Genomic DNA, 21,889 nt, shown 5'->3' on the forward strand with positions numbered 1-21,889 from the left:
TGTCACTCTGTCACGCGGATCGTGGTCGGAGCGAGGATGCTCTTCGACATGCCGAACTCCACACCGACACCGTAGAAAGTCGACGTCGACGAGTAGACGGGCAGCACCTCGAGGTTGCGGAACAGAGAGTCCTGCGCAGCCTGCCAGGCGTCACACGAGTCGGCTCCGGCCAGCGCCTGCGCCTCGCCCACCAGGTCGAAGTACTCTTGGTTGCTGTTGTAGGTCCAGTTGCCGCCGTTGGGCGGGAACTCGCCGCCCAGGATGCCGGCCCAGTCGCTCGGGAGGCTCGTGAAGATCGGGGCCCACACGATGTCCCAGTCGCCGCCGGAGAAGATCACGTCGGTGTAGGACGCGGACGGGGTGGGCACAGCATCCACACCGATCTTATTGAACTCGGTCTGCAGCAGTTCGATCGCGGCGGTGACGCCCTGGCTCTCGGATGCCGGGTAGAGCATCAGGATGGACAGCGGCTTGCCGTCCTTCGCGCGGATGCCGTCGGCACCCTCGACCCAGCCCGCGGCGTCGAGTGCGGCAGCAGCAGCATCCACGTCGTAGTCGGGGATGGCGCTGGAGCTGTCCATGGCGGTGCACGCGGCGCCGAACTCGGACACGAGTGTCGTGACCTGCTCGCCGCGACCCGCGGAGGCGACAGGTCCGACGGCTTCGCGGTCCACAGCCTGGGCGAGAGCTTCACGGACGGCGAGATCGTGGCCGACCCGGCCCTCCGCCTGGTTGAAGAAGATCAGCCCCGGGCGCAGCGGCACCTCGAGTTCTTTCGCGAACTCGGTCTTGTCGAGCCGGTCGCGCTCGCTGCCGCCGACCTCTGCGACGTTGGCCTCGCCGGTCTGGAGCATGTTGGCGGCGGTCGAGTCGCTCTCGATGATCGAGATCTCCACCGTGCCGGGCAGCCCCGCTGTCTCGCTGGTCGTGTCGTCGGGACCCCAGGTGTAGTCGTCACGCAGCGTGAACGTGTACGACTGCCCCGGGGAGGACGCCTTCAACGCGTAGGCGCCGGTGCCGTGGAACTCGGTGTCGAGAACGGCCGGGTCGGCGAGACCGGACGCGCATACGATCGGCAGGGCGCCGATCGTCTCGGCGAGGAAGCTCTGGGCGTTCGCGCTGGTGAAGGTGACCGTGCGGGCATCGTCGTCCGCCTCGATCGTGAGGCCCTCGGCGGGGAAGTACACGCCCTTGTAGGGCGAGCCCGTCTCGTCGGCCGCGGCGTACTCGAAAGTGGACTTGACATCGGTCGCGGTCAACGGCGTGCCGTCGGCGCAGAGGATGCCGTCCTTGAGCGTGAACTCCACGCCGGTGGTGGTCGACTCCCACGAATCGGCGAGCAGCCCCCGGGGCTCCTCGCCGGTCGGGTAGAAGAGCAGCGACTCGTACCCGAACGTCGATACGGACTCACTCGCGTTCGTCGCGTTCGTGATCGGGTTGAGCGTTCCGGGATCCGATTGCACGGCGATCTTGATCGTCTGTGCCTCTCCTCCCCCGGGCTCCGCCGTACCGGCGCAGCCGGACAGGGCGAGGGCCGTCACGCCGACGGCGGCCGCGGCGACAATGCTGCGTCTCATGGTGTCCTCTCTCACGGGTTCCGCACGGTGCGGGTCAACCCAATTGAATGTTATGAATTACTCTTTATTGGCTCGTGTCGCCGGTGTTTCGGGTATGTAACTTCACGAGCGATCGTCGATGAGGGCAGCGGCGCCCATCACCGACTTGAGCTCGAGGAACTCCTCGAACCCGTGGACACCGCACTCCCGGCCGACGCCCGACTGCTTGTATCCGCCGAAGGGTGCACCGACATCGAGGCCTGCGCCGTTGATGCCGACGGTCCCGGTGCGCATGCGCAGAGCGATGTCGAGGGCGCGTCGAGGGTCGCTCGACCACACGCCGCCCGACAGTCCGTAGACGCTGTCGTTGGCCAGGTCGACAGCCTCATCGACCGTGCCGTAGGGGGTGATCGTGAGCACCGGACCGAAGACCTCCTCGTGGAAGATCCGCATGTCCGGCGTCACATCGGTGAAGATCGTGGGCTGCACGTAGGCGCCGCCTGCCGTCGGTTCGACGATATCGAGACCGCCGGTCAGCACCTGCGCACCCTCGTCGATCGCCGTGGCGATGTGCGCGCGGACGCGATCGCGCTGCAGCGCGGAGGCCAGGGGTCCGGTCGCCGTCCCCTCCTCGCGCGGATCGCCGGGGGCCCAGCCCGCGGCGACCTCGAGCGCGGCGTTCTGCCAGGCATCGCGCATGCTCTCCGGTACCAGGACGCGGGTCTGCGCGGCGCAGGTCTGGCCGGCGTTCGCGAAGCACGAGGCGAGCACTCCGCGCACCGATTCCTCGAGCGGTGCGTCGTCGAGCACGATCGCGGCGGACTTGCCACCCAGCTCGAGGGCGACCTTCTTGATGGTCGCCGCCGCGGCGCGAGCCACCTGCTCCCCCACCTGGCGTGAGCCGGTGAAGGTGACCATGTCGACGCCCGGGTGGGCGACGAGGGGCGAGCCGACGCCTGCGCCGTCGCCGTGCACGATGTTCACGACACCGGCCGGCAATCCGATCTCGCGGAGGATGTCCCCGATGATCGCGGCATTGAGAGGGGCGACCTCGCTGGGCTTGAGCACCACCGTGCAGCCCGCGAGAAGGGCGGCGCCGACCTTGAGCACGATCTGGTGCAGCGGGAAGTTCCACGGGGTGATCGCGGCGACGACGCCGACCGGCTCCGAGACGACGAGGGAGTTCGACACCGCCTCCCGCTCGACGTGCGCGCGGGCAGCATCGGCGAGCATGTTCAGGTCGGCGATCGCTACCCCGACCTGAGCGGAACGCGCGAACGCGATCGGCGAGCCCATCTCGGCGCTGAGGGTCGCGGCGAGAAGCTCACGGTGGCGCGCCAACCCCTCGGCGAGCGCCTCTACGTAAGCGATCCGCTGCGCCATCGGCGTCGTGGACCAGCTGCCGAACGCGTCCGCGGCCGCAGCCACCGCGCGATCGACGTCCGCGGGGCCGCCTGCGACGACGGTACCGATCACGGTGCCGTCGGCCGGGCTGACGACATCGATCGCCCTGAGGCCATCGACATCTTCCCTGATGCCTGCGATGTCGTGCCCGATGGTCATGTCAGACCCCTGCCCGCTGCACGAGGTGCGCGTCGGGCGCGAGCGGAACGGGACGCGGGACGCCCTCATGGATGAGGTGCCACGGCGAGGGGAACTCCCCCACCGGCACGTCGATGAGGATCGGCTCGTTCGCGGGGACCGCATCGGCGAGCACACCCGCCAGTTCCTGCGGCGTGTACGCCCGCGCGGAGCGGATGCCGTACGCGTCGGCGAGCTTGCCGTAGTCGGGGTTCGTCAGGTCGCTGGCGAAGTAGCGCGCGCCGTAGCGGTTCTTCTGGATGCGGCGCACGTTGCCGTAGAAGCCGTCGTGGAAGACGATCGTCACCAGCCCGAGGCCGTAGCGCGTCGCCGTCGACAGCTCCTGCAGCGTCCAGGAGAATCCGCCGTCGCCGTTGACCGAGACCACGGAGCGGCTCGGATCCGCGGCCTTCACGCCCAGAGCCGTCGCGAAGCCGTAGCCCAGCGTGCCCTGGTAGCCGGGGCCGATGTAGGTCCGCGGCTGATACGCGGGGTAGCAGGCACTGGCCGCGTAGCCGACCTGGGTGAACTCGCTCACGAAGACGCCGTCCTCGGGCAGCGCACCGCGGATCGCGGCGAGGTACTCGCGCTGCGGGGCGATGTCGTCGAACTGCTCGGCGAGCCAGGAGCGGACGCGGACGAACTCGCTCTCGCGGGAATCGCGCTGCGGGGAGCCCACCTCGGCGGCGAGCGCGGCGAGCGCCAGCCGGGCGTCGGCGTGGAGGGTCTGCACGGCGGCGCGCGGGCCGCCGAGGTCCGCCTCTTCCGCGTTCACGAGAATCACCGGCGCACCATGGGTGTCGACCTGGGTTCCGAAGGTGGAGACGAAGCGGGTTCCGACCGCCAGTACGAGATCGGCGTCTTCACGGAAGGCACGGAGCGCGAGCGCGTCGAAGGCGAGGCGGTGCCGGGCGTCGAGCGCTCCCCGGCCGTTCTCGGTCATCAGCACGGGAATCTCCAGTGCCTCGGCGAGCGCCTGCAGCGCGACGGACGCGTTCGAGGCGAGCACTCCGCCGCCGACGACGATCATCGGCCGCCGGGCGGCGAGGAGCCGGGCCGCCGCGTCGCGGATCTGCTGCTCGTCGGGAACGAGCGGGGCGTCGGCGACCATCTCGGCCGCCGCCATGCGCGAGGTGGCGGCGAGCACGTCCGGCGGCACCTCGATCGCGACGGGACGCGGGCGGCCGCTGCGCAGCTGCACGAAGGCCTCGCGCACGAGTCCGGGGATCTCGTCGGCGGAGCGGGCGATGCCGGTCCACTTGGTGAGCCGTTCGAGGATGCCCGTCTGGTCGGGGATCTCATGCAGGGCGCCGAGTCCGCGGCCGATGGCCTTCGAATCGATCTGTCCGGCGATGAGCAGCATCGGCGAGTTCGCGGAGTAGCCCGTCGCCACACCGGAGAGGGCGTTGAGCACTCCCGGGCCGGGAACGACCATGGCGACACCGACGTCTCCGGTGCTGCGCGCATACCCGTCGGCCATGTAGGTCGTCGCCTGCTCGTTGCGGGCGCAGATGAAGTCGACCTGGTCGGCGCGGGCATGGAGGGCGTCTGCGGCGGCATCGAGCTGAACGCCCGGAATACCGAAGATCCGTGAGACTCCCTGGTTGATGAGGGAGTCTGCGAGCAGATCGCCACCGGTGTGGTCGGTCATCTGTTTCCTCTCGTGAGCAGCATTGCGTGATTGACTGTATTAGATACATTCAATTACTGCAAATAGGAGAATCGCCCTGAGTCGCCGCTCCCCGGCGGCGAGGCGTCTCTAGGATGTGAGAGATCCGCTGCACAACACTGCCCCGACCGAAGGACTCCCGTGGCCAGCACCCAGGATGACGCGCGCACCTTCCAGCGTGTCGCGCCCGCACAGTCCGTCGCCGACCGCGTCGTGACCGAGGTCGAAGGGATGATCAAGTCCGAGGGCCTCACCCCCGGCCACCGCATCGGCACGCGCCAGGACCTGTGCGAGCAGTTCGGCGTCGCGCCGGCCACACTCGGCGAGGCACTGCGCGTGCTGCGCGCCCGCGGCTCCGTCGACCTGCGCCCGGGCCCGGGAGGCGGCATCTTCGTCGCCGACCAGTCGCCGCTCATCCGTCTCGCCCACAGCGTGCTCCGCCTGCGCCAGACCGGCGCTCCGGTCAACGATGTGATCAAGGTGCTCGATGCCCTCGACGAGGCGGTCATGCACGATGCCGTCCTGAACCGCACCGACGCGGACATCGCCGACCTCGACGCGGTCATGTCCGACCTCGCCGACCACTGGCACGACCCGATCGAGGGGCTGCACGGCAACTGGCGGCTGCATCGCCGCATCGCCGAGATCTCGCCGAACGCGGTGCTGCGGACGTTCTACCTGAACCTCGTCGACTACATCGAGGGCGAGACCGCCGGCGCGGCCGATGAGGACGCACTGGCCGTCCCCGGATTCCGCCAGGACACGGACGAGCGTCTGCACATCCACGAGGCGCTCATCGAGGCGATCCGCAGCAGCGACGTCGAGGCCGGGCGCAAGGCCGTGCTGGACCACCGCACGCTCGGGCGCTGACGGCCGGGCACCTCACCGGAACCGCGCCTAGCGGGACACGTGCCGGAGAGCGAGCGCGGCCAGCGCCGCGGCCTGATCGCCGAGCACCGCATCGTCGAAGACCGCGTGCGGTGAATGGTTCATCGGGATGTCGTCCGGATCGACGTGCGGCGGCGTGGCACAGAGGAACAGGAACGTCCCGGGAACCTCGCGGAGCACGAACGAGAAGTCCTCCGAGGCCATCCACGGCACGGCGAGCTCTTCTACCCGCTCGTCGCCGAACTCCTCGCGCAGCACCGCCGTCGCCGCCGCGGTCTCCGGGGCCGTGTTGACGGTCACCGGATAGCCGATGATCACCTCGACATCGGCCGTGCACCCGTGCGCGGCCGCGATGCGCTCGACGAGGGGCGGAAGTTCCGCCTGGGCCTGTGCGATCGAGGCCTCGGACAACGTGCGCAGCGTCGCGGCCAGCCCGGCCTGCTCGGGGATCACGTTCACGACCTCGCTCGCGAACAGCTTCGTCACCGAGAGCACCACAGGGTCGAACACGTCGACGCGCCGGGTGACCCAGCTCTGCAGCGCCAGCACGATCTCGGCGACCGCGGGCACCGGGTCGACCGCCTGATGCGGGCGGGAGCCGTGGCCGCCCCGACCGTGCACGGTGACCTTCAGCACGTTCGCACCGGCCATTATCGTGCCCGGCTTGAGTTGGAACGTGCCGCGCTCCCCCGGACCGACATGGATGCCGTAGGCCGCTTCGACCCTCGCGCCGGCCGCGTCGAGCACGCCGTCGCGGATCATCAGCGGCGCACCTCCGCCGGCCTCCTCGCCCGGCTGGAACATGAAGACGACGGACCCCGCGATGCTCTCCCGCCGTGCCGCGAGCAGCCGGGCGGCGCCGACGAGTCCGGCCACATGGAGGTCATGACCGCACGCGTGCATGGCGCCGTTCACGGACGCGTACTCCAGCCCGGTCTCCTCGACGATTGCCAGCGCATCCATATCGCCACGCAGCAGCACCGACGGGCCGTCCGCCGCCCCGCGCAGCACCGCGGTGACCGAGCCCAGGTCACTGCCGGTCGTGATCTCGAGGCCGAGGCCGGCGAGTTCCGCGAGCACGACGGCCTGCGTCTGCGGCAGGTCGAAACCGACCTCGGGGATGCGGTGCAGGCGGCGCCGCAGATCCACCAGCTCGGGCAGCAGGTGGGCGGCATCTTCGCGCAGCGTCACGGGTTCTCCTTCGTCGCGGTGTAGACGGTCCGTCCGTCGATGAGCACCTCCCGCACGGTCGAGGCGACGCCGAGCGGGTCTCCGGTCCACAGAACCACATCCGCGTCACGGCCGACCTCCAGCGCACCGACGCGGTCGCCGATGCCGGCGATGTCGGCCGCGGCCGAGGTCATGGCGGCGATGGCGGTCTCGCGGGGAAGGCCGGCGCGTACGGCGACGGCGGCCTGCAGGGCGAGGAGTCCGATGGGAACCACCGGATGATCGGTGGTCAGGGCGACGCGCACTCCCGCCGCGGCGAGGGTCGCGAGGTTCGCCGGATCGGCCTCGCGCACCTCGACCTTGGATCGGCTCGACAGGATGGGGCCGAAGATGACGGGCACATCGCGCTCCGCGAGCACGTCGGCGAGCTTGTGGGCCTCGGTTCCGTGGTTGAGCACGAGGCGCAGCCCGAACTCCTCGGCGATGCGCAGCGCCGTCGCGATGTCGTCGTGCCGATGCGCGTGCTGCTCCCACGAGAGCGTGCCGTCGAGGGCCTCGCTGAGCGCCTGCTTTCCCAGGTCGACCGCGAACGGTGCACCCTCGGCGCGGGCGCGATCGCGTCGGTCGGCGTAGTCGCGCGCGTCCAGGAGCGCCTGCCGGATGACGAGCGCGATGCCGAGGCGGGTCGACGGCAGCTGCTTGCGCTCCCCGTAGACCTGCTTCGGGTTCTCGCCGAGCGCCGATTTCATGCCGAGCGCCGCACGGATCACCTGCTCGTCGACCGAGCGTCCGCCGGCGGTCTTGATCGCCACACTCTGCCCGCCGATCGGATTCCCCGACCCCGGCTTCACGACCACAGCTGTGATGCCGCCCGCCAACGCATCGGCGAACGCCATGTCCTCGATGTTGATCGCATCGATCGCCCGCACCCCAGCGGTCACGGGCGACGACACCTCGCTGCCGTCGAAGCCCGCGGGGCCGTTCGCCTCCTCGTGCACGCCGATGTGGCTGTGCGGATCGATGAGTCCGGGCAGGACCCAGCACCCCGTGGCATCGATCACCCGCGCACCGTCCGGCACGGAGATCCTGACACCGACCGCCTCGATGCGGCCGCCCGACACGAGCACCGTGCCGTCGTCGAGCTCCTCGCCGAGGCCGGTGACCACGCGTCCGCCGATGATCGCGACGTCTGCGCTCATCGTCGCTCCTCGCTGGTGTTCATCGTGTTCTCTCCCGCGCGCCGCTCGACGAGCGCGCGCGTCCGTGTCAGCAGATCCTCGAGGTCGAGGCTGAGGATGCCGGCCGCGGGGTCGACCCGCACGACGATCCCGTCCTCGCACTCCGGCGGCTCCCCGCTGAGATCCACCAGAGGATCGTCGACCCAGACCCACGGCAGACCGTCGGCATAGCGGCGGATGTGCGCGAGCTTGTCGAACTGCACGGGCAGGAAGGGCCAGGGCTCCTCCGGCAACTCGAGCGGCCCGCGGAACGCCGTGTGCGCGTTGTGTCCCCACTCCGATGCCCAGACGATGTCGAAGTGCTCGGCCAGCTCGTGCAGGCGCCAGGCCGCCGAATCCGGGATGGCGACGTCGCGAACCCACCGGCCCCAGGCGGAGAGGTGGTGCATGCTCACCGGGACCGAGGGCTCGCCCTCGATCACGAACACGTCGCTGATCCCCAGCACGAGGACCGGGCGGTCTCCGCGCGGCGGTCGCGCCGTGTACTTCGCCATGTCAGTCGTCCACCGCGTCGGCGAGCAGCGGCGCGTCTGCCGCGCCCTCGAAGTAGTTGCCGCCCTCGATGCGCACCAGCCGCTCCGCCTCGTCGAAGCTCACGCCCACCGGGTCGCCGCCGGCGGCGACCGCGCGGTGCTGCTTGGCCATCATCCGCCGGATCATCGCGATGCCCTGATCGGTGGTCGTGAGGTGATCCTCGGAGTGCAGCGAGATGGCACCCTGCGACTTCTGCGCCTCGTAGTCACCGGGGAGGCGCTGATGCTCGAGGTCGGTGAGCTCCTTCCACGGCTTGCCCTCGTGGGTGGAGCGGAGCTTCGCGAGAAAGTCGGGGTCGGCGTCACGCGCCACGGTGAAGATGCGGAAGTTCGTGTCGTCCATCGGCACGACCCAGCCGATCATGTTCGTCTGTCCCGAGCTGAGCTTCGGGCTGGCGACGACCCGCAGGTTCGGGAAGATGACCTCGGTGACGCGGCGCAGCTGACGACCGTCGCCGAGCTCGCGCATCTGGATGCTGCGCACGCCGAGCGGCGTGTACTCGTAGCTGACCTCGGGGATGAGCGCCATCTCGGGCGTGAACTGGTTGCCACTGAAGCGCGCGTGCAGGATCGGCACGTGGAACGGGTCCATCACGTTCTCCCAGTGCTGCAGCCAGTTGAAGTCGAGCTGAGCTGGCCCGCCGCCGCCCACGCCCTGGTCGTTGACGATCAGCTGCTCGTCGTCGGCGAGCTCCTCGAGGGTGTCGTAGCGCGGAAGCACGGGCTTCTTCTCGGGCGGGCCCAGGTATGCCCAGATCAGGCCGTACTGCTCCTCGACCGGATACCAGGGCTGACGCACGCGGTCGCGGTGCAGGCCCAGTTCGGGCTCGCACGGCTGCTCGAGGCAGTGCCCCTCGGTGTCGAACACCCACCCGTGGTAGCAGCAGCGGATGCCCTCCTCTTCGACGCCGCCGTAGAACAGTGAGGCGCCGCGGTGGATGCAGCGCGGGTGCAGCAGGCCGGCCTTGCCCTTGCGGGTGCGGAAGAGCACGAGCTCCTCGCCCAGCACCTGCAGCGAGATCGGGCGCGTCGTCGCATCCTCGACCTTCGCGACCGGGTGCCAGTAGCGGCGAAGCACCTCGCCGTAGGGGGTGCCGGGGCCGACCTGGGCGAGCTCGTTGAGTGGCTGCCCGAGGCGTAGGCCGTATGCGGTTCCGGTGTCCATGTTCGCTCCGTTCGTGCGGGGGTCAGATGTCGAGGACGAGACGCTCGCCGAGAGAGCGGGACACGCAGATCATCATCGTCTCGTTGCTCTCGCGCTCGTCGGGGGTGAGGATCGAGTCCCGGTGCTCGGGGGCGCCGTCGATCACGGCCGTCTCGCAGGTGCCGCAGACACCCTCGAGACAGGAACTCGGCACCCCGATCCCGGCGTTCTCGAGCATCTCGAGGATGCTGCAGCCGCGGTCGACAGTGACGACGAGGTCGGACCTGGTCGCCACGACCTCGAAGGTGTCGGCACCCTGCGACTCGCCGAACGTCTTCGGCTGGAAGCGCTCGAGATGCAAGGCGCCGTGCGGCCAGTCGAGGCTGAGCGCTTCGAGGGCATCCAGCATGCGTTCGGGGCCGCACGCGTACACGGCGGTCCCGGCGGAGGGGACGCCGATCCAGGCGGCGAGGTCGAGTCGCTCGTCGGCGTCGCCACGGACCAGGAGCGTCTCGCCCCCGGCCAGCTGGGGGTGGCGGAGGAACGCCATTCGCTCCTCCGTCGAGCCGAGGTACGCCAGGCGCCACGGGATCCCTCGGCGGACGGCCTCGGCCAGCATCGGCAGGATCGGCGTGATGCCGATGCCGCCCGCGACGAACACGTACTCCGATGCGGGGGCGAGCGCGAAGTGGTTGATGGGGGCGGAGACGGTCACGAGTTCGCCGACCCGGAGGGTCTGGTGCACGTAGCGGGACCCGCCGCGACTCGGGCTCTCGGCGAGGATCGCGACGCGCCAGGCAGTGCGATCGTCGGGGGCGGAGCACAGCGAATACTGGCGCTCCACTCCGTTCGCGAAGCGGAGGTCGATGTGCGCGCCGGGCTCCCACGCGGGCAGGGGCGCGCCCGTCGGGTCGTCGAGTTCGAGGGACAGCACGTCCCGCGCCTCCCACCGCATCGCCCGCACGCGCAGGGCGAGGGACGCTTCCGGGGAATCCACCGCAGACTGGGGCACCGTCGCTCCGCTCCTTCCGTCGTTCCGGCCTTCATCGACCGAATTGACCACATTCGATATATTCAATTGCGATAGTATGGATGATGCCCGGCACTGTCAAACGGACGGACGGGTGCCGCACGAGCGGATGATGAGAGAGGCGGAACGGATGTCGGAGCTGAGACTGCGGGAGGACCTGAACGCGATCCCCGGATACACCCCGGGGAAGGCCGCGTCGCAGGCGGAGACCACCGGACCGGTGTTCAAGGTGTCGTCGAACGAGAACCCCTATCCCCCGCTCCCGTCGGTGACCGCGGCCATCGCCGACCGGCTCGCGCACATCAACCGCTACCCCGAGACCGCGGCGACCGCCCTCACCGCGGTGCTGTGCGAGCGGTTCGGCGTCGAGGCGGCGAACGTCGTGCTCGGCAGCGGATCCGTCGAGGTCGTCTCGCAGCTGATGCGCGCGACGGCCGGTGAGGGCGATGAGATCCTGTTCGCCTGGCGGTCCTTCGAGGCGTATCCGATGCTCGCTCGCGCGGCCGGAGCCGTGCCCGTTATGGTTCCCCTCACGGACGACCACCGGCACGACCTCGATGCGATGCGGGCGGCCATCACCGACCGCACGCGCCTGATCCTGGTGTGCAACCCCAACAACCCGACCGGGACCACGATCGGCGACGCCGAGCTCGACCGGTTCCTCGCCCAGGTCCCGTCGCACATCGTCGTCGTGATCGACGAGGCGTACGTGCAGTTCAACGACCGCGACGACTCCCCCGTCGGCATCGAGTACTTCCGCCGCTACCCGAACGTCGCCGTCGCGCACACCTTCTCGAAGGCCTACGGCCTGGCCGGCATGCGCATCGGCTACGCGATCGCCCCCGAGCAGCTCGGCATCGCGCTGCGCAAGGTCGCGATCCCGTTCGGCGTGACCGATCTGGCGCAGACCGCCGCGATCGCCTCCCTCGCCGCCGAGGACGAGCTCGAGGCCAGGGTCGCCGAGCTCGTCGTCGAACGGGAGCGCGTCGTCGCCGCCTTCACCTCCGCCGGTCTGACGCTGCCCGAGAGCAAGGGCAACTTCGTCTGGCTTCCCCTCGGTGATGCCACCTCCGCTGCCGCCGAGCTGTTGGAACGTCACGGCCTGCTCGTGCGACCGTTCCCGGGCGAGGGGCTCCGGGCGACCGTCGCCGAGCCCGAGGCCAACGAGCGCCTCATCGCGCTGGCTCCCGAGATCGCCGCACTCGCCGCCCCCGCGGAGGCCGTGCTCGCCTCTCGGTGACCGCTTTCTTCGCCGGCGACGCGCTCAGTCGCCGGCGAAGTGGGCGAATCGCGCCAGCGCGGCCTCCACGGCTGCCGGCTCGGCGGGCTCCACGAACAGCTCCGGCGGCAGGTCGCGGGTCGCGCTCGCGTGCGTCCAGCATCCGATGACGCGTCCCTGCTCAACCAGCGTGGCGCGCACCATGCCGTTCTTGCCCGGACCGACGATCGCGAGGTGCTCGGGCGCGCACACGGTCGCGCGGTCGGCGTAGGAGATGTAGTACTCGTCGAAGGCACCGAGGGCGTGGACCGTCGCCGCGCCGGTCGCGCGCCGCGGACGGTGAAGCGATACGAACAGCCCCTCGTCGACCTCGTCGACCCGTCCGGCCGCACGCTCGACCGCCTCGCGTGACTGCCCGAGCGTGAGTCCCGACCACCAGGCGAAGTCGGCGACGCCCGCCGGTCCGTGTCCGTCGATGTACCGCACGAACAGCTCGGCGAGCGGGTCGGCCGGGCGCGTGTGCTCGCGGATGTGCTCGTCGACCAGCACGAACCGCTGGTCTCGGGTGATGCCCGTCCGCGCGACGACGGGTCCCTGACAGATGAGGCCGTCGATCGTGAGGGTGAAGAGCAGATGGATGCCGCGCTGCCCCGTGGGGTCGATGCCGACGCCCTCGAGGATCTCGAACATCTCGGCGCGTGTGCGGCCGCCGTCGCGCAGCTGCGGCGTGAGCGCTCGCGCCGCCGTCGCGACCATGTCGTCGTCGATTCCCAGGTCGCGATGTCGGGAGGCCGCCTGCTGTCGCTGTCGGCCGGCGGTGACCTCGAGCATCCACCCCAGGTCCCGCGCCGGCACCGTGTGCAGCGTGCCGCGCATGGTCCACGCCCGCACGAGGTCGCCGCGGTCGAAGGCACGGTCGACATCGCGCAGACGCACCGGCCCGCGGGTGCGCGCGGCGAGGGCCCAGCGACCCGCGGTGAAGTCCTGACTCTGCACCGCGAGCATGTGATGCGCCGCATCCGCCACCGTGCGCGTCGGCGCGCTCAGACGGTGTGATCGGAGGCGCTCGGCGAGCAGGGTCGCGGTCTTCATGCCCCCATCATGCCGGGCACCACCGACGCGGCGCAGAGGAGCCTCAGCCCTGCAGCGTCACCTCGCGGCGCTCGGGCAGCACGATCGGGTGCGAGCCCGCCATGACCTCGAGCACGCGGATCACCTGGCACGAGTAGCCGAACTCGTTGTCGTACCAGACGTAGAGGATCAGGGTGTCCTCGTCGGCGATCGTGGCGAGACCGTCGACGATGCCGGCGCGGTGCGAGCCGACGAAGTCCGTGGAGACGACGTCGGGGCTCTCGACGTAGTCGATCTGCTGGCGCAGCTTCGAGTGCAGCGAGACACGACGCAGGTAGTCGTTGACCTGCTCCTTGGTGGCCGGGCGCTCGATCGTCAGGTGCAGCACCGCGAGCGACACGTCGGGCGTGGGCACGCGGATCGAGCTGCCGGTGAGCTTGCCCTCCAACTGCGGGAGTGCCTTGGCGACGGCCTTCGCGGCTCCGGTCTCGGTGATGACCATGTTGAGCACCGCCGAGCGGCCTCGTCGGTCGCCCTTGTGGAAGTTGTCGATCAGGTTCTGGTCGTTCGTGAACGAGTGCACCGTCTCGACGTGACCCTTGACGACGCCGTAGGCCTCGTCGATCGCAGCGAGGACGGGCGTGATGGCGTTCGTGGTGCAGGATGCCGCCGAGAGGATGCGGTCGGAGTCGGCGATCGTCTCGTCGTTGATGCCGTGCACGATGTTCTTGAGCGGGCTCTTCCCCGGCGCGGTGAGCAGCACGCGGGCGACGCCCGTCGAGCGCAGGTGCTGGGAGAGGCCCTCCTCGTCGCGCCAGCGGCCGGTGTTGTCGACGACGATCGCGTCGTGGATGCCGTGGGCGGTGTAGTCGATGGATGCCGGGTCGTCGGAGTAGATCACCTGGATGCGGGTGCCGTTCGCGATGATCTGCTCGGCCTCCTCGTCGACGGTGACGGAGCCGGCGAAGCGGCCATGCACCGAATCGCGCAGCAGCAGCGAGGCGCGCTTGGCAAGGTCGTTCTCCGCCCCGCGGCGGACGACGATGGCGCGCAGCCGCAGTCCGCTGCCGCCGCCGGTGTGGGCGATGAGGATGCGGGCGAGGAGGCGCCCGATGCGGCCGAAGCCGTACAGCACCACGTCGGTGGGCTCGGCGGCGACGGCTCCCCTGGCGGGTGCGAGCTCCTCGGCGAGGTAGTTTTCCAGCGACTGGTCGCTCTCGGCGTGCCCGGCGACCAGGCGCGCGACGTCGAGGGAGGAGGCGCCGGGGGCGAGGGCGTGGATCGCCTCCAGTACGGCGAGGGTGTCTTCGATCGGGAGCCGCTCGTGTCCGAGCTGGGCGACGCGCTCGTGCACCTCGACCAGTCCCGTCGCCGAGAGTCCGAGCAGTCGGTGCCCGTGCAGCGAGGTGACCACATCGTGTTCGCGTCGAAGCGCCCCGATGAGCGGGATCATCCGCTCCGCCAGTTCTTCGCTCTCAGCCCAGTCGTCGCGGTGTGCCGCGGAATCGTTCATCTGCATCCTTGCATGTGTGAGCGCGCGCCGAGATCGCCGGCGCGCGAGTGTGCCGGGTGGATCGGGGGATGCCACCAGAGTACAAGCCGCGAGTTGACGAGCCGAATCGGCGGCGCGCGCATCGACCGGAGTCGGTCAGAGCGCGCCTGGTCAGTACTGCGCCGAGAACGCCCCGTCCGACTTGAGCAGTTGTCCCGAGATCCAGCGGCCCTCGTCCGACACGAGGAACTCCACCACCGCGGCCACGTCGGCGGGCTGCCCGAGCCGCCCGAGCGGCGTCATCCCGGCCAGTCCCGTGCGCGTCTCGTCGTCCATCCAGCCGGTGTCGATGGGCCCGGGGTTCAGCACGTTCGCCGAGATCCCGCGCGGCCCCAACTCGCGGGCTGCCGAGATGACCAGCCGGTCGAGAGCGCCCTTGGAAGCGCCGTACGGCAGATTTCCCGTCACGTGGTCGCTGGTGAGGGCGAGGATCACTCCCCCGTCATCGCCGACCTGCCGCGCGAATGCCGCGATCAGCAGCAGGCTCGCCCGTGCGTTCACAGCGACGTGCAGGTCGAAGCTCTCGGCCGTGGTGTCGAGGATGCCGGATTGCACGTCGTGGGCATGGCTGAGGATGAGCGCGGAGATCGGACCGTGCGCCGCCACGACCTCGGCGACCAGAGCTTCGGGCCCATCCGGGGTCGACAGGTCGGCGGGGTGGTCGGCGTCGCGGAGGTCGCTGGTCACGACGGTCCAGCCGGCCGCGCGCAGGCGCGGAACGATGCCGGCGGCGATGCTGTTCGCGCGGGCGGCGCCGGTGATCAGGGCGAGGGGCATCCGGCCACGCTACCGGACCGACTCCCGCGGGTCCGCGGGCACACTCATGTGCCGAGGCACATCACGACGGTACCGGCCGCGAGCGCCCACGACTCGATCATCACGAACCGCGCGACGCGACCGTGATGCACGGGCTCGACGATCCAGGATTCGATGACGTTCCACAGCACGACGCCGATCACCCCGGCGACCACGAGCACCGCCATCAGCCCCGAGAGCCCGCCGTGTCCCCCGTGCGCTCCCGGATCAGGCGCCGTACCCGTCGCCACGCTCTCGAACGAGCAGACGGCGAGGAGCAGCGCGACGAGAGCTCGGCGGAAGCACCCGGCAGCGTCCCTCGTGCCGCGGACACCCACGGTGCCGAGCATGGCCGACAGAAGCAGCACAGCCCCGAGCACGAGTCCCACCGTCGGCGCACCGTCCGTGATCGCCGTCACCAGCATCGCCGCAGCCATCACCAGGACCACCTGGCGACCCTGCCACGGAACCGCTCGTCTCGCAGCGAAGGACGTCGCCGCCGCGATGACCGCCGCCGCCGTCAGCAGCCAGGGCGCCGCCGGCACGAGATCATCCACACCCGCATCCTATTGAGCGGTTGACCGCACGGCTCCTCCGAGTCAGGCGAGAGCGGCGATCGCGTCGCGGAGCACCCCGTCGGCCTCGTCGAGCGCAGCCGCCGCGTCTTGCGGAGTGGCATCGACCGCCAGCATCAGCAGCGCGCGCTTCACCGAGCCGTCAGCCCCCTGCAGCGCGGCGGCCGCGACGTCGATGTCGACGCCCGCGAGCTGCGACACGGTGCGGACGGAACGGGCGTGGAGCTTCTCGTTCGTGGCGAGGAGGTCCACCATCACCCCGCGGTAGGTCTTGCCGAGCTTGATCATCGACAGGGTCGTGAGCATGTTCACGACGAGCTTCTGCGCGGTGCCGGCCTTGAGTCGCGTCGACCCGGAGATGAACTCCGGCCCGGTCACGACCTCGATGGCGACTTCGGCCGCGGCCCCGATCTCGGAGTCCGCGTTCGAGGCGATCGCCGCCGTGAACGCGCCGACGCTGCGGGCGTAGTTCAGCCCGCCGACGACATAGGGCGTGCGTCCGGAGGCCGAGATGCCGACCACCGTGTCGTCGGCGGAGAGTCCGAGTTCGCGGAGGGACTCGCCTGCCGCCTCCGCGTCGTCCTCCGCGTTCTCCACGGCGGAGCGGATCGCGATCTCTCCGCCGGCGATCAGCCCGACCACCATCGACGGATCCGTGCCGAAGGTGGGCGGGCATTCGCTGGCATCGAGCACGCCGATGCGTCCCGCCGTGCCGGCCCCGATGTAGATGAGCCGACCGCCGCGCCGGAACCGCTCCGTGATCGCGTCGACGACCGTCGCGATCTCGTCCGCCCGTTCGGCGACCGCCTCGGGGACCCGACGGTCCTCGGCGTTCATCCGACGCACGAGCTCGGCCGTGCTCAACAGGTCGAGATCCCCGCGCTCGGTCGTGGACGCCTCGGTGCCGAGGCCTTCGAGCACGGAGAGGAGGGAGGCGAGACGCGAGTCGTCATTCGGCACGGTGGACGAACCTTTCGTGAGGGAGGTCGGTGCGGCGTGCGATCAGCAGCGCACCGTCGAGGGCATCGCCGACCGCGGGGATCACCCGGCGACCGGCAGCGTGCAGCGAGGAGGTGAGGGAGACGCGGAACCAGTCATGGCCGGTGAGGCCGCCATGCAGTGCGACGTCGCTTGCCAGTGAGGAAGCGGCGACAGCCGTGGCGGTGAGCAGGTGGACTGCTTCCGTCGAGATCTGGAGGGCGACGTCGTCACCGGCCTCCGCCGCGTCGAGGACGAGAGGCGCCAGCGTCGCGAGGCGCCGTGGCAACGGCTCACTCCGGGCGATCCACTCCTGGATGTCGGACACGGCGCCCACCGGACCCGCGATCGCGTCGGTGAGGCCGGTCTGCGCAGCGAGTCCGTCCGCGGCACGCAGCACCGCGCGCAGCGCCTCGCGTCCGAGCCAGGAGCCGCTGCCGAAGTCGCCGAGTTCGGGACCCCAGCCGTCGACGAGTCGTGCGCCGTCGCCGTCGATGCCGAGGGCGGCGGCGCCGGTCCCCGCGATGAGGAGCACGCCGGTTCCGCCGTCGAGCGCTCCCGCGTGGGCGGTGACCACATCGGAGGCCACCACGGTGCGCGCAGCCGTCGCGACGGCGAGTCGTTCGGCCAGCTCGCGGGCGGCTTCCGGCGCGAGCCAGGCCCCGGCGGCCCCGACGCCGATCCGTTCCAGACCGGAGACGCCTTCGAGCAGGGGCATGATCGCGTCGAACGATGCGCTGACGCCGTCGGCTGCCGCGAGACCGGGGGCTCCGACGCCGGATCGTTCCCTCCGTCCGGCGTCACCGCTGATCGTGATGCGGCAGCGGGATTTGCCGAGGTCGACGGAGGCGATCGGATGGTCGTGCATCGGTTCTCCTCACGGACGCGGTCGCAGAGCTATGGAAAGAGACTACATACGAAGTAGAATCACCGGAAAGAATTTACCACCCCGCTGCTGCACTCGCGGGACATCCCGGAACCCGTACGACCGGAGGGCCGCGTGAGCATCCAATCGACCATCGAGGCCGCGGCTTCGACGTTGCCGCCTTCGCTCTCCCGCATCGCGGCGGCGATCCGGGAACAGCCGTCGATCGTGATCGACATGACGATCAACGAGCTGGCCCAGGAGTGCCGGACGTCGGTGGCATCCGTGGTGCGCTTCTGCCGGGCGATCGGTTTCAGCGGCTACGCCGCGCTGCGGATGGCTCTGGCGACCGAGCTCGGCAAGGAGGCCGCGCAGTTCTCCGCCCGGGGCGCCTTCGGGTCGGAGATCTCCGATGCGGACACTCTGCAGGAGGCCGTGTCGAAGCTCGCGGCCCTCGAACTCCTGGCGATCGAGGAGACGGTCGCCCGGCTCGACTTCGACGTGCTCGAGGCCGCGATCACCGCGATCGACGGCGCCGACCGCATCCTCCTCTACGGGATCGGCGCCAGCCAGTTCGTCGCCGAGGACCTCGCGCACAAGCTCCTCCGCGTCGGGCGCAACGCCCACGTGCTCGCCGACCCGCATGAGGCCGTCGCCGCCACCGTGCTGCAGACGGCACCGACGGTCGCGATCGGGTTCTCGCACTCCGGCGCCACGATCGAGACGGTGCGCTTCCTCGAGACCGCGCGCCGGAACGGAGCGGCGACGATCGCGGTGACCTCGGCGAAGGACTCACCGCTCGCCCGGGCAGCCGACCACGCCCTGTTCACCGAGGTGCGGGAGTCGTCGTTCCGCGCGGGCGCGATGGTCAGTCGCATCGCACAGCTCACGCTCGTGGATTGTCTGTTCGTCGGGGTCGCCAAGCGGAGGTTCAACGAGACCGTGGACGCTCTGCGTCGCACGCGCGAGGCGATGCAAGAGCTCCGCGACTGATCACGCAGCGCAGACGACGGGAAGACCCTGTCAGCCTGCGGTGAGCGCCTCCCCGACCTCGTCGGCGTGGGCGGGCGGCACTGCTCCGATCGAGCCCGCCGTGCGCAGGAAGACGATGATCCAGCTGAAGATCAGCACCGCCGCGATGAGTTCGACGGCTGTGAGGTTGTAATAGCCGACCGCGAAGAACGCGGCCAACAGGATGATCACCAGCACGAACGCCCAGCCGAAGCCCACGAACACCTTCGGAATGCTGGGCAGGAGCCACGGCAGCCCCACCACGACGACACCGAACACGACGGTCATGCCGGTCGCGACGGTGTTGTGCAGGAGGAAGAACTCGTCGACGGGGAACAGCCCGACGCAGGCGAGGAAGATCCCCAGGAGGATCAGCCCCCCGCGCACCACGAACCGTCCGCGACGGTCGGCGGGATCATCGGCGGGGAGGCCGGCCGTCGCATACCGGGAGATGGTCGTCACCATGACCCCGGCGATGATCAGCGTCGCGTTGAAGGCGACGGACGAGCTGTTGCTGCTCATCCCCAGCGCCGACAGGTTGTCGCGCCACCAGTGCACATCGCTGGAGGCGAGCATGCTGGCGAAGGCGCCGACGACGAGGAAGACCGCGAGTACGAGTGAGAGGACCATGGGCGTGAGGGCCACCGCGCTGAGAAAGCAGACGTAGCCGGTCAGGGCGAAGGCGACCGCCACCAGTACCGCGCCGGGGAAGGCGAACACCGGCGCATCCGTGAAGCTCCGTTCGAGAAGCTCCGCGATGCCGAGCCAGCCCAGGTAGGCGATCGCGGCGTGCGCGAACGCGATGGCGGCGAGGTCGTACCAGCGCAATCGGTCTCCCGGCACGGTGAAGCCGTCGCGGACGGCGCCCGGATCCACCTGTTCTGGCCGCACCGCGAAGCGCCCGAGGGCGAAGGCGATGGCCGCAGTGATCGCTCCGCCGAACGCCGCGAACACACCGATCGAACCGCTGCCGCTGATCGCCAGCTCATGCCCCCAGAACACCGGGAGCGCGACGACGAAGCCGATCACGAGGAAGCCGGCGCCGACGATCAGCGCAGTCGCCTCGAACACGGCATCCGCCGTCTCCGGACCCCGCACCTGCCGCAGCACCTGCACGACTCTCTTCGTGAGCGCATTCATCGTCCGTGCCTCCCGGTGCACATCATAGGAGTCGGCGGCATCCGATCCGGCCCGCACTAGCCTGGAGGGGTGCCTCAGACTCTCGCCGCCCGCGCCGTCCTTCTCGACATGGACGGGACCCTCGTCGATTCGACAGCTGTCGTGGAGCGGCTCTGGCTCGCCTGGGCCGAGCCGCACGGCATCGACCCCGAGACGGTGCTCCGCGTCGTGCACGGCCGCCAGGGCCACCAGAGCATGGCGATCATGCTGCCCGAGCGCGACCATGCCATCAACCTCCACGAGAACGAGATCATGCTCGCCACGGAGGCGGGTGATGTCGACGGGGTGATCGAGATCCCGGGCGCACGCGAGCTGCTCGAAGCGCTGCAGCCGTTCCCGCACGCGATCGTCACGTCCGCCAACGTCGCTCTCATGACCGCACGGATGCAGGCCGCCGGGCTCACCGTCCCCGAGCACAGCGTGACCGCCGAAGACGTGTCCGCCTCCAAGCCCGATCCCGAGGGGTTCGTCCGCGCGGCGGGTCTGCTGGGGATCGACCCAGCGGACTGCGTCGTGTTCGAGGACTCCGGCGCAGGAATCCAAGCGGGTCTCGCGGCCGGCATGCGGGTCGTCGGTGTCGGGAAGCACGCGGCAGCACACAACCCGACCGTCCTGGTCGCGGATCTCTCGCAGGTGGCCGTGACCCCCACCGCGACCGGGTTCGAGATCACGATCTCCTGACGAAGGCCGCTCCCCCGCGATCGCCGCACCCCGCCGCTACGATGAGGCGATGCGACGTTTTCCCGCCTCGGTGTACGGCATCGGAGAAGAACCCGATCCGCGTTTCTCCCTGGCGAACGAGCGCACATTCCTCGCCTGGACCCGCACCGGACTCGCGCTGATCGCGGGTGGCGTCGCCCTCGAAGTACTGGGCCTCGATCTGCATGCCGGGTTCCGTCTCGCAGCCTCACTGCTGCTGATGATCACCGGCACGGCGGTCGCGCCCCTCGCCTGGTGGGAGTGGATGCGTGCGGAGCGCGCTCTGCGCCAGTCGCGCCCACTGCCCGGAGCCTTCTCTGCGATCGTGCTCGCGGTCGTCGTGACGGTGGTGGGCCTGCTGGTGCTGGCCGGGGTGCTCTGGCGGTGACCGGTCAGGGGCGCATCCCCCCGGGGTCACTCGTCTCGGGTCCGTTCGATCCGGGACTGCAGCCGGAGCGCACGGAACTCGCGTGGCGGCGAACTGCGCTCGCCGTCGCGATCGGCTCGGTCGTCTCCCTGCGGATCTTCCCCCTCCTGCTGCCGTCCGACGCCGCGGCGTGGGGGCTCGCGCCGGGAGTGGTCGGCATCGGCGCTGCATGCGCGTTCTGGCTGGCGGCTCGGCGCCGACAGCTGCAGACGACGGCCACGCTGCACTCCGCGAATGCCCCGGGGCCCTCGACCGCTGCTCTGCCCGGGGGCGGGATGCTGCTCGCGTTGACGATGCTCGCCACCGCTTTCGGGGCCGTATCCCTCACCATCGTCGCGGTGTCACTCCTCGCGCGCTAGGTCGCCTGACGCTTCGTCCCACTCACCGCCGAGTGTCACACCCGCAGCGGAACAGAACGTGCGTCGTGTCGCGACGTCGTTGTTCGCGGCGTCGTCGTCCGTGGCGTCGTTGTTCGCGGCGTCGCCGTCCGGGGTGTCGCGGGTCGTGGTGTCGCGGGTCGTGGTGTCGCGGGTCGTGGTGTCGCGGGTCGTGGTGTCGCGGGTTGTCGTGTCGCGGGTTGTCGTGTCGCGGGTTGTGGTGTGCGCCAGCGTCTGGCGGGGTCCCACCAGGCGGGTCCGCGGACGTGGGGTGTGCCGTGGCGCATCCGGATCTCCCATCCGCTGGTGTCGAGGGTGCGGTGGTGGTGCCA

22 protein-coding genes are annotated in these 21,889 nt (G+C 70.1%); 6 read left to right on the top strand and 16 right to left on the bottom strand.

Translation table 11 applies throughout. The annotated features are described in order from the left end of the window. Positions 1–2: 2 nt before the first annotated feature. From HCX50_RS18650 to HCX50_RS18660, 3 genes are all read right to left on the bottom strand, one after another. Entirely contained in the window at positions 3–1,577 is a 1,575-nt protein-coding gene (locus HCX50_RS18650) for an ABC transporter substrate-binding protein (protein WP_167635339.1), read from the bottom strand. 102 nt (positions 1,578–1,679) lie between these two features. Next, positions 1,680–3,119: an aldehyde dehydrogenase family protein gene (locus tag HCX50_RS18655; RefSeq protein ID WP_167635340.1), complete on the bottom strand. Its 1,440-nt coding sequence runs from the start codon at positions 3,117–3,119 to the stop codon at positions 1,680–1,682. Position 3,120: 1 nt separating this feature from the next. Continuing rightward, positions 3,121–4,788: a thiamine pyrophosphate-dependent enzyme gene (locus tag HCX50_RS18660; protein WP_167635341.1), complete on the bottom strand. Its 1,668-nt coding sequence runs from the start codon at positions 4,786–4,788 to the stop codon at positions 3,121–3,123. A 159-nt stretch (positions 4,789–4,947) separates the two neighbouring features. On the opposite strand from HCX50_RS18660, the gene HCX50_RS20235 reads away from it, so the two are divergent. Then, positions 4,948–5,676, top strand: coding sequence for an FCD domain-containing protein (locus HCX50_RS20235; protein ID WP_167635342.1), 729 nt, complete (start codon positions 4,948–4,950; stop codon positions 5,674–5,676). Positions 5,677–5,703: 27 nt separating this feature from the next. Here the strand turns inward: HCX50_RS20235 and HCX50_RS18670 are convergent, their stop codons facing one another. Genes HCX50_RS18670 through HCX50_RS18690 form a run of 5 tightly spaced genes read right to left on the bottom strand, consistent with a single transcriptional unit; the run spans position 5,704 to position 10,791 of the window. Then, positions 5,704–6,885 carry an amidohydrolase gene (locus tag HCX50_RS18670; protein ID WP_167635343.1) on the bottom strand — a complete coding sequence of 394 codons (1,182 nt, stop codon included), beginning with the start codon at positions 6,883–6,885 and terminating at the stop codon, positions 5,704–5,706. Next, positions 6,882–8,063 carry an amidohydrolase gene (locus HCX50_RS18675; RefSeq protein WP_167635344.1) on the bottom strand — a complete coding sequence of 394 codons (1,182 nt, stop codon included), beginning with the start codon at positions 8,061–8,063 and terminating at the stop codon, positions 6,882–6,884. Before HCX50_RS18675 ends, HCX50_RS18670 begins: the two co-directional genes overlap by 4 nt. Then, the gene (locus HCX50_RS18680; protein ID WP_167635345.1) at positions 8,060–8,596 is read right to left on the bottom strand and encodes a hypothetical protein; all 537 of its coding nucleotides are present in this window, start codon (positions 8,594–8,596) and stop codon (positions 8,060–8,062) included. Before HCX50_RS18680 ends, HCX50_RS18675 begins: the two co-directional genes overlap by 4 nt. A gap of 1 nt (position 8,597) precedes the next feature. Then, entirely contained in the window at positions 8,598–9,800 is a 1,203-nt protein-coding gene (locus HCX50_RS18685) for an aromatic ring-hydroxylating dioxygenase subunit alpha (protein WP_167635346.1), read from the bottom strand. A 22-nt stretch (positions 9,801–9,822) separates the two neighbouring features. Beyond that, positions 9,823–10,791, bottom strand: a complete 969-nt coding sequence (locus tag HCX50_RS18690; protein WP_337750208.1) for a PDR/VanB family oxidoreductase — start codon at positions 10,789–10,791, stop codon at positions 9,823–9,825. A 148-nt stretch (positions 10,792–10,939) separates the two neighbouring features. Here HCX50_RS18690 and hisC point away from each other — a divergent pair, with 148 nt between their 5' ends. Continuing rightward, complete coding sequence (gene hisC, locus HCX50_RS18695; protein WP_167635347.1) at positions 10,940–12,049, top strand: histidinol-phosphate transaminase; 1,110 nt, start codon at positions 10,940–10,942, stop codon at positions 12,047–12,049. 24 nt (positions 12,050–12,073) lie between these two features. Here the strand turns inward: hisC and HCX50_RS18700 are convergent, their stop codons facing one another. The 6 genes from HCX50_RS18700 to HCX50_RS18725 form a co-directional block, all read right to left on the bottom strand. Next, entirely contained in the window at positions 12,074–13,120 is a 1,047-nt protein-coding gene (locus HCX50_RS18700; RefSeq protein ID WP_091034441.1) for a winged helix DNA-binding domain-containing protein, read from the bottom strand. A gap of 43 nt (positions 13,121–13,163) precedes the next feature. Continuing rightward, entirely contained in the window at positions 13,164–14,612 is a 1,449-nt protein-coding gene (locus HCX50_RS18705; protein WP_167635348.1) for a glyceraldehyde-3-phosphate dehydrogenase, read from the bottom strand. 150 nt (positions 14,613–14,762) lie between these two features. After that, positions 14,763–15,428 carry an SDR family oxidoreductase gene (locus tag HCX50_RS18710; RefSeq protein ID WP_091034447.1) on the bottom strand — a complete coding sequence of 222 codons (666 nt, stop codon included), beginning with the start codon at positions 15,426–15,428 and terminating at the stop codon, positions 14,763–14,765. 44 nt (positions 15,429–15,472) lie between these two features. Further along, positions 15,473–16,003, bottom strand: a complete 531-nt coding sequence (locus tag HCX50_RS18715) for a hypothetical protein (RefSeq protein ID WP_167635349.1) — start codon at positions 16,001–16,003, stop codon at positions 15,473–15,475. Positions 16,004–16,045: 42 nt separating this feature from the next. Next, positions 16,046–16,981: an N-acetylmuramic acid 6-phosphate etherase gene (gene murQ / locus HCX50_RS18720; protein ID WP_091034452.1), complete on the bottom strand. Its 936-nt coding sequence runs from the start codon at positions 16,979–16,981 to the stop codon at positions 16,046–16,048. Then, complete coding sequence (locus HCX50_RS18725; RefSeq protein WP_167635350.1) at positions 16,971–17,867, bottom strand: N-acetylglucosamine kinase; 897 nt, start codon at positions 17,865–17,867, stop codon at positions 16,971–16,973. Before HCX50_RS18725 ends, murQ begins: the two co-directional genes overlap by 11 nt. Positions 17,868–17,999: 132 nt before the next feature. On the opposite strand from HCX50_RS18725, the gene HCX50_RS18730 reads away from it, so the two are divergent. Further along, positions 18,000–18,857, top strand: coding sequence for a MurR/RpiR family transcriptional regulator (locus HCX50_RS18730; RefSeq protein WP_091034458.1), 858 nt, complete (start codon positions 18,000–18,002; stop codon positions 18,855–18,857). A 30-nt stretch (positions 18,858–18,887) separates the two neighbouring features. Here the strand turns inward: HCX50_RS18730 and HCX50_RS18735 are convergent, their stop codons facing one another. Next, entirely contained in the window at positions 18,888–20,015 is a 1,128-nt protein-coding gene (locus HCX50_RS18735) for a DUF998 domain-containing protein (protein ID WP_167635351.1), read from the bottom strand. A 69-nt stretch (positions 20,016–20,084) separates the two neighbouring features. Here HCX50_RS18735 and HCX50_RS18740 point away from each other — a divergent pair, with 69 nt between their 5' ends. Genes HCX50_RS18740 through HCX50_RS18750 form a run of 3 tightly spaced genes read left to right on the top strand, consistent with a single transcriptional unit; the run spans position 20,085 to position 21,539 of the window. Further along, complete coding sequence (locus tag HCX50_RS18740; protein ID WP_167635352.1) at positions 20,085–20,735, top strand: HAD-IA family hydrolase; 651 nt, start codon at positions 20,085–20,087, stop codon at positions 20,733–20,735. 49 nt (positions 20,736–20,784) lie between these two features. Continuing rightward, positions 20,785–21,141 (top strand): YidH family protein, encoded by a 357-nt coding sequence (locus HCX50_RS18745; RefSeq protein ID WP_091034463.1) that lies wholly within the window; start codon positions 20,785–20,787, stop codon positions 21,139–21,141. Continuing rightward, a complete protein-coding gene (locus HCX50_RS18750) occupies positions 21,138–21,539 on the top strand; it encodes a DUF202 domain-containing protein (RefSeq protein ID WP_337750215.1) in 402 nt (133 codons plus the stop codon). The genes HCX50_RS18745 and HCX50_RS18750 overlap by 4 nt, the downstream gene beginning before the upstream one ends. Here the strand turns inward: HCX50_RS18750 and HCX50_RS18755 are convergent. Then, a partial coding sequence (locus tag HCX50_RS18755) for a hypothetical protein (RefSeq protein ID WP_205829400.1) occupies positions 21,522–21,889 on the bottom strand: 368 nt, incomplete at its 5' end. The two genes, HCX50_RS18750 and HCX50_RS18755, sit on opposite strands and share 18 nt — an antisense overlap.

It is taken from the genome of Microbacterium sp. B19(2022) (assembly GCF_012030385.1).
GTDB classification, from domain to species: Bacteria; Actinomycetota; Actinomycetes; order Actinomycetales; family Microbacteriaceae; genus Microbacterium; species Microbacterium oxydans_B.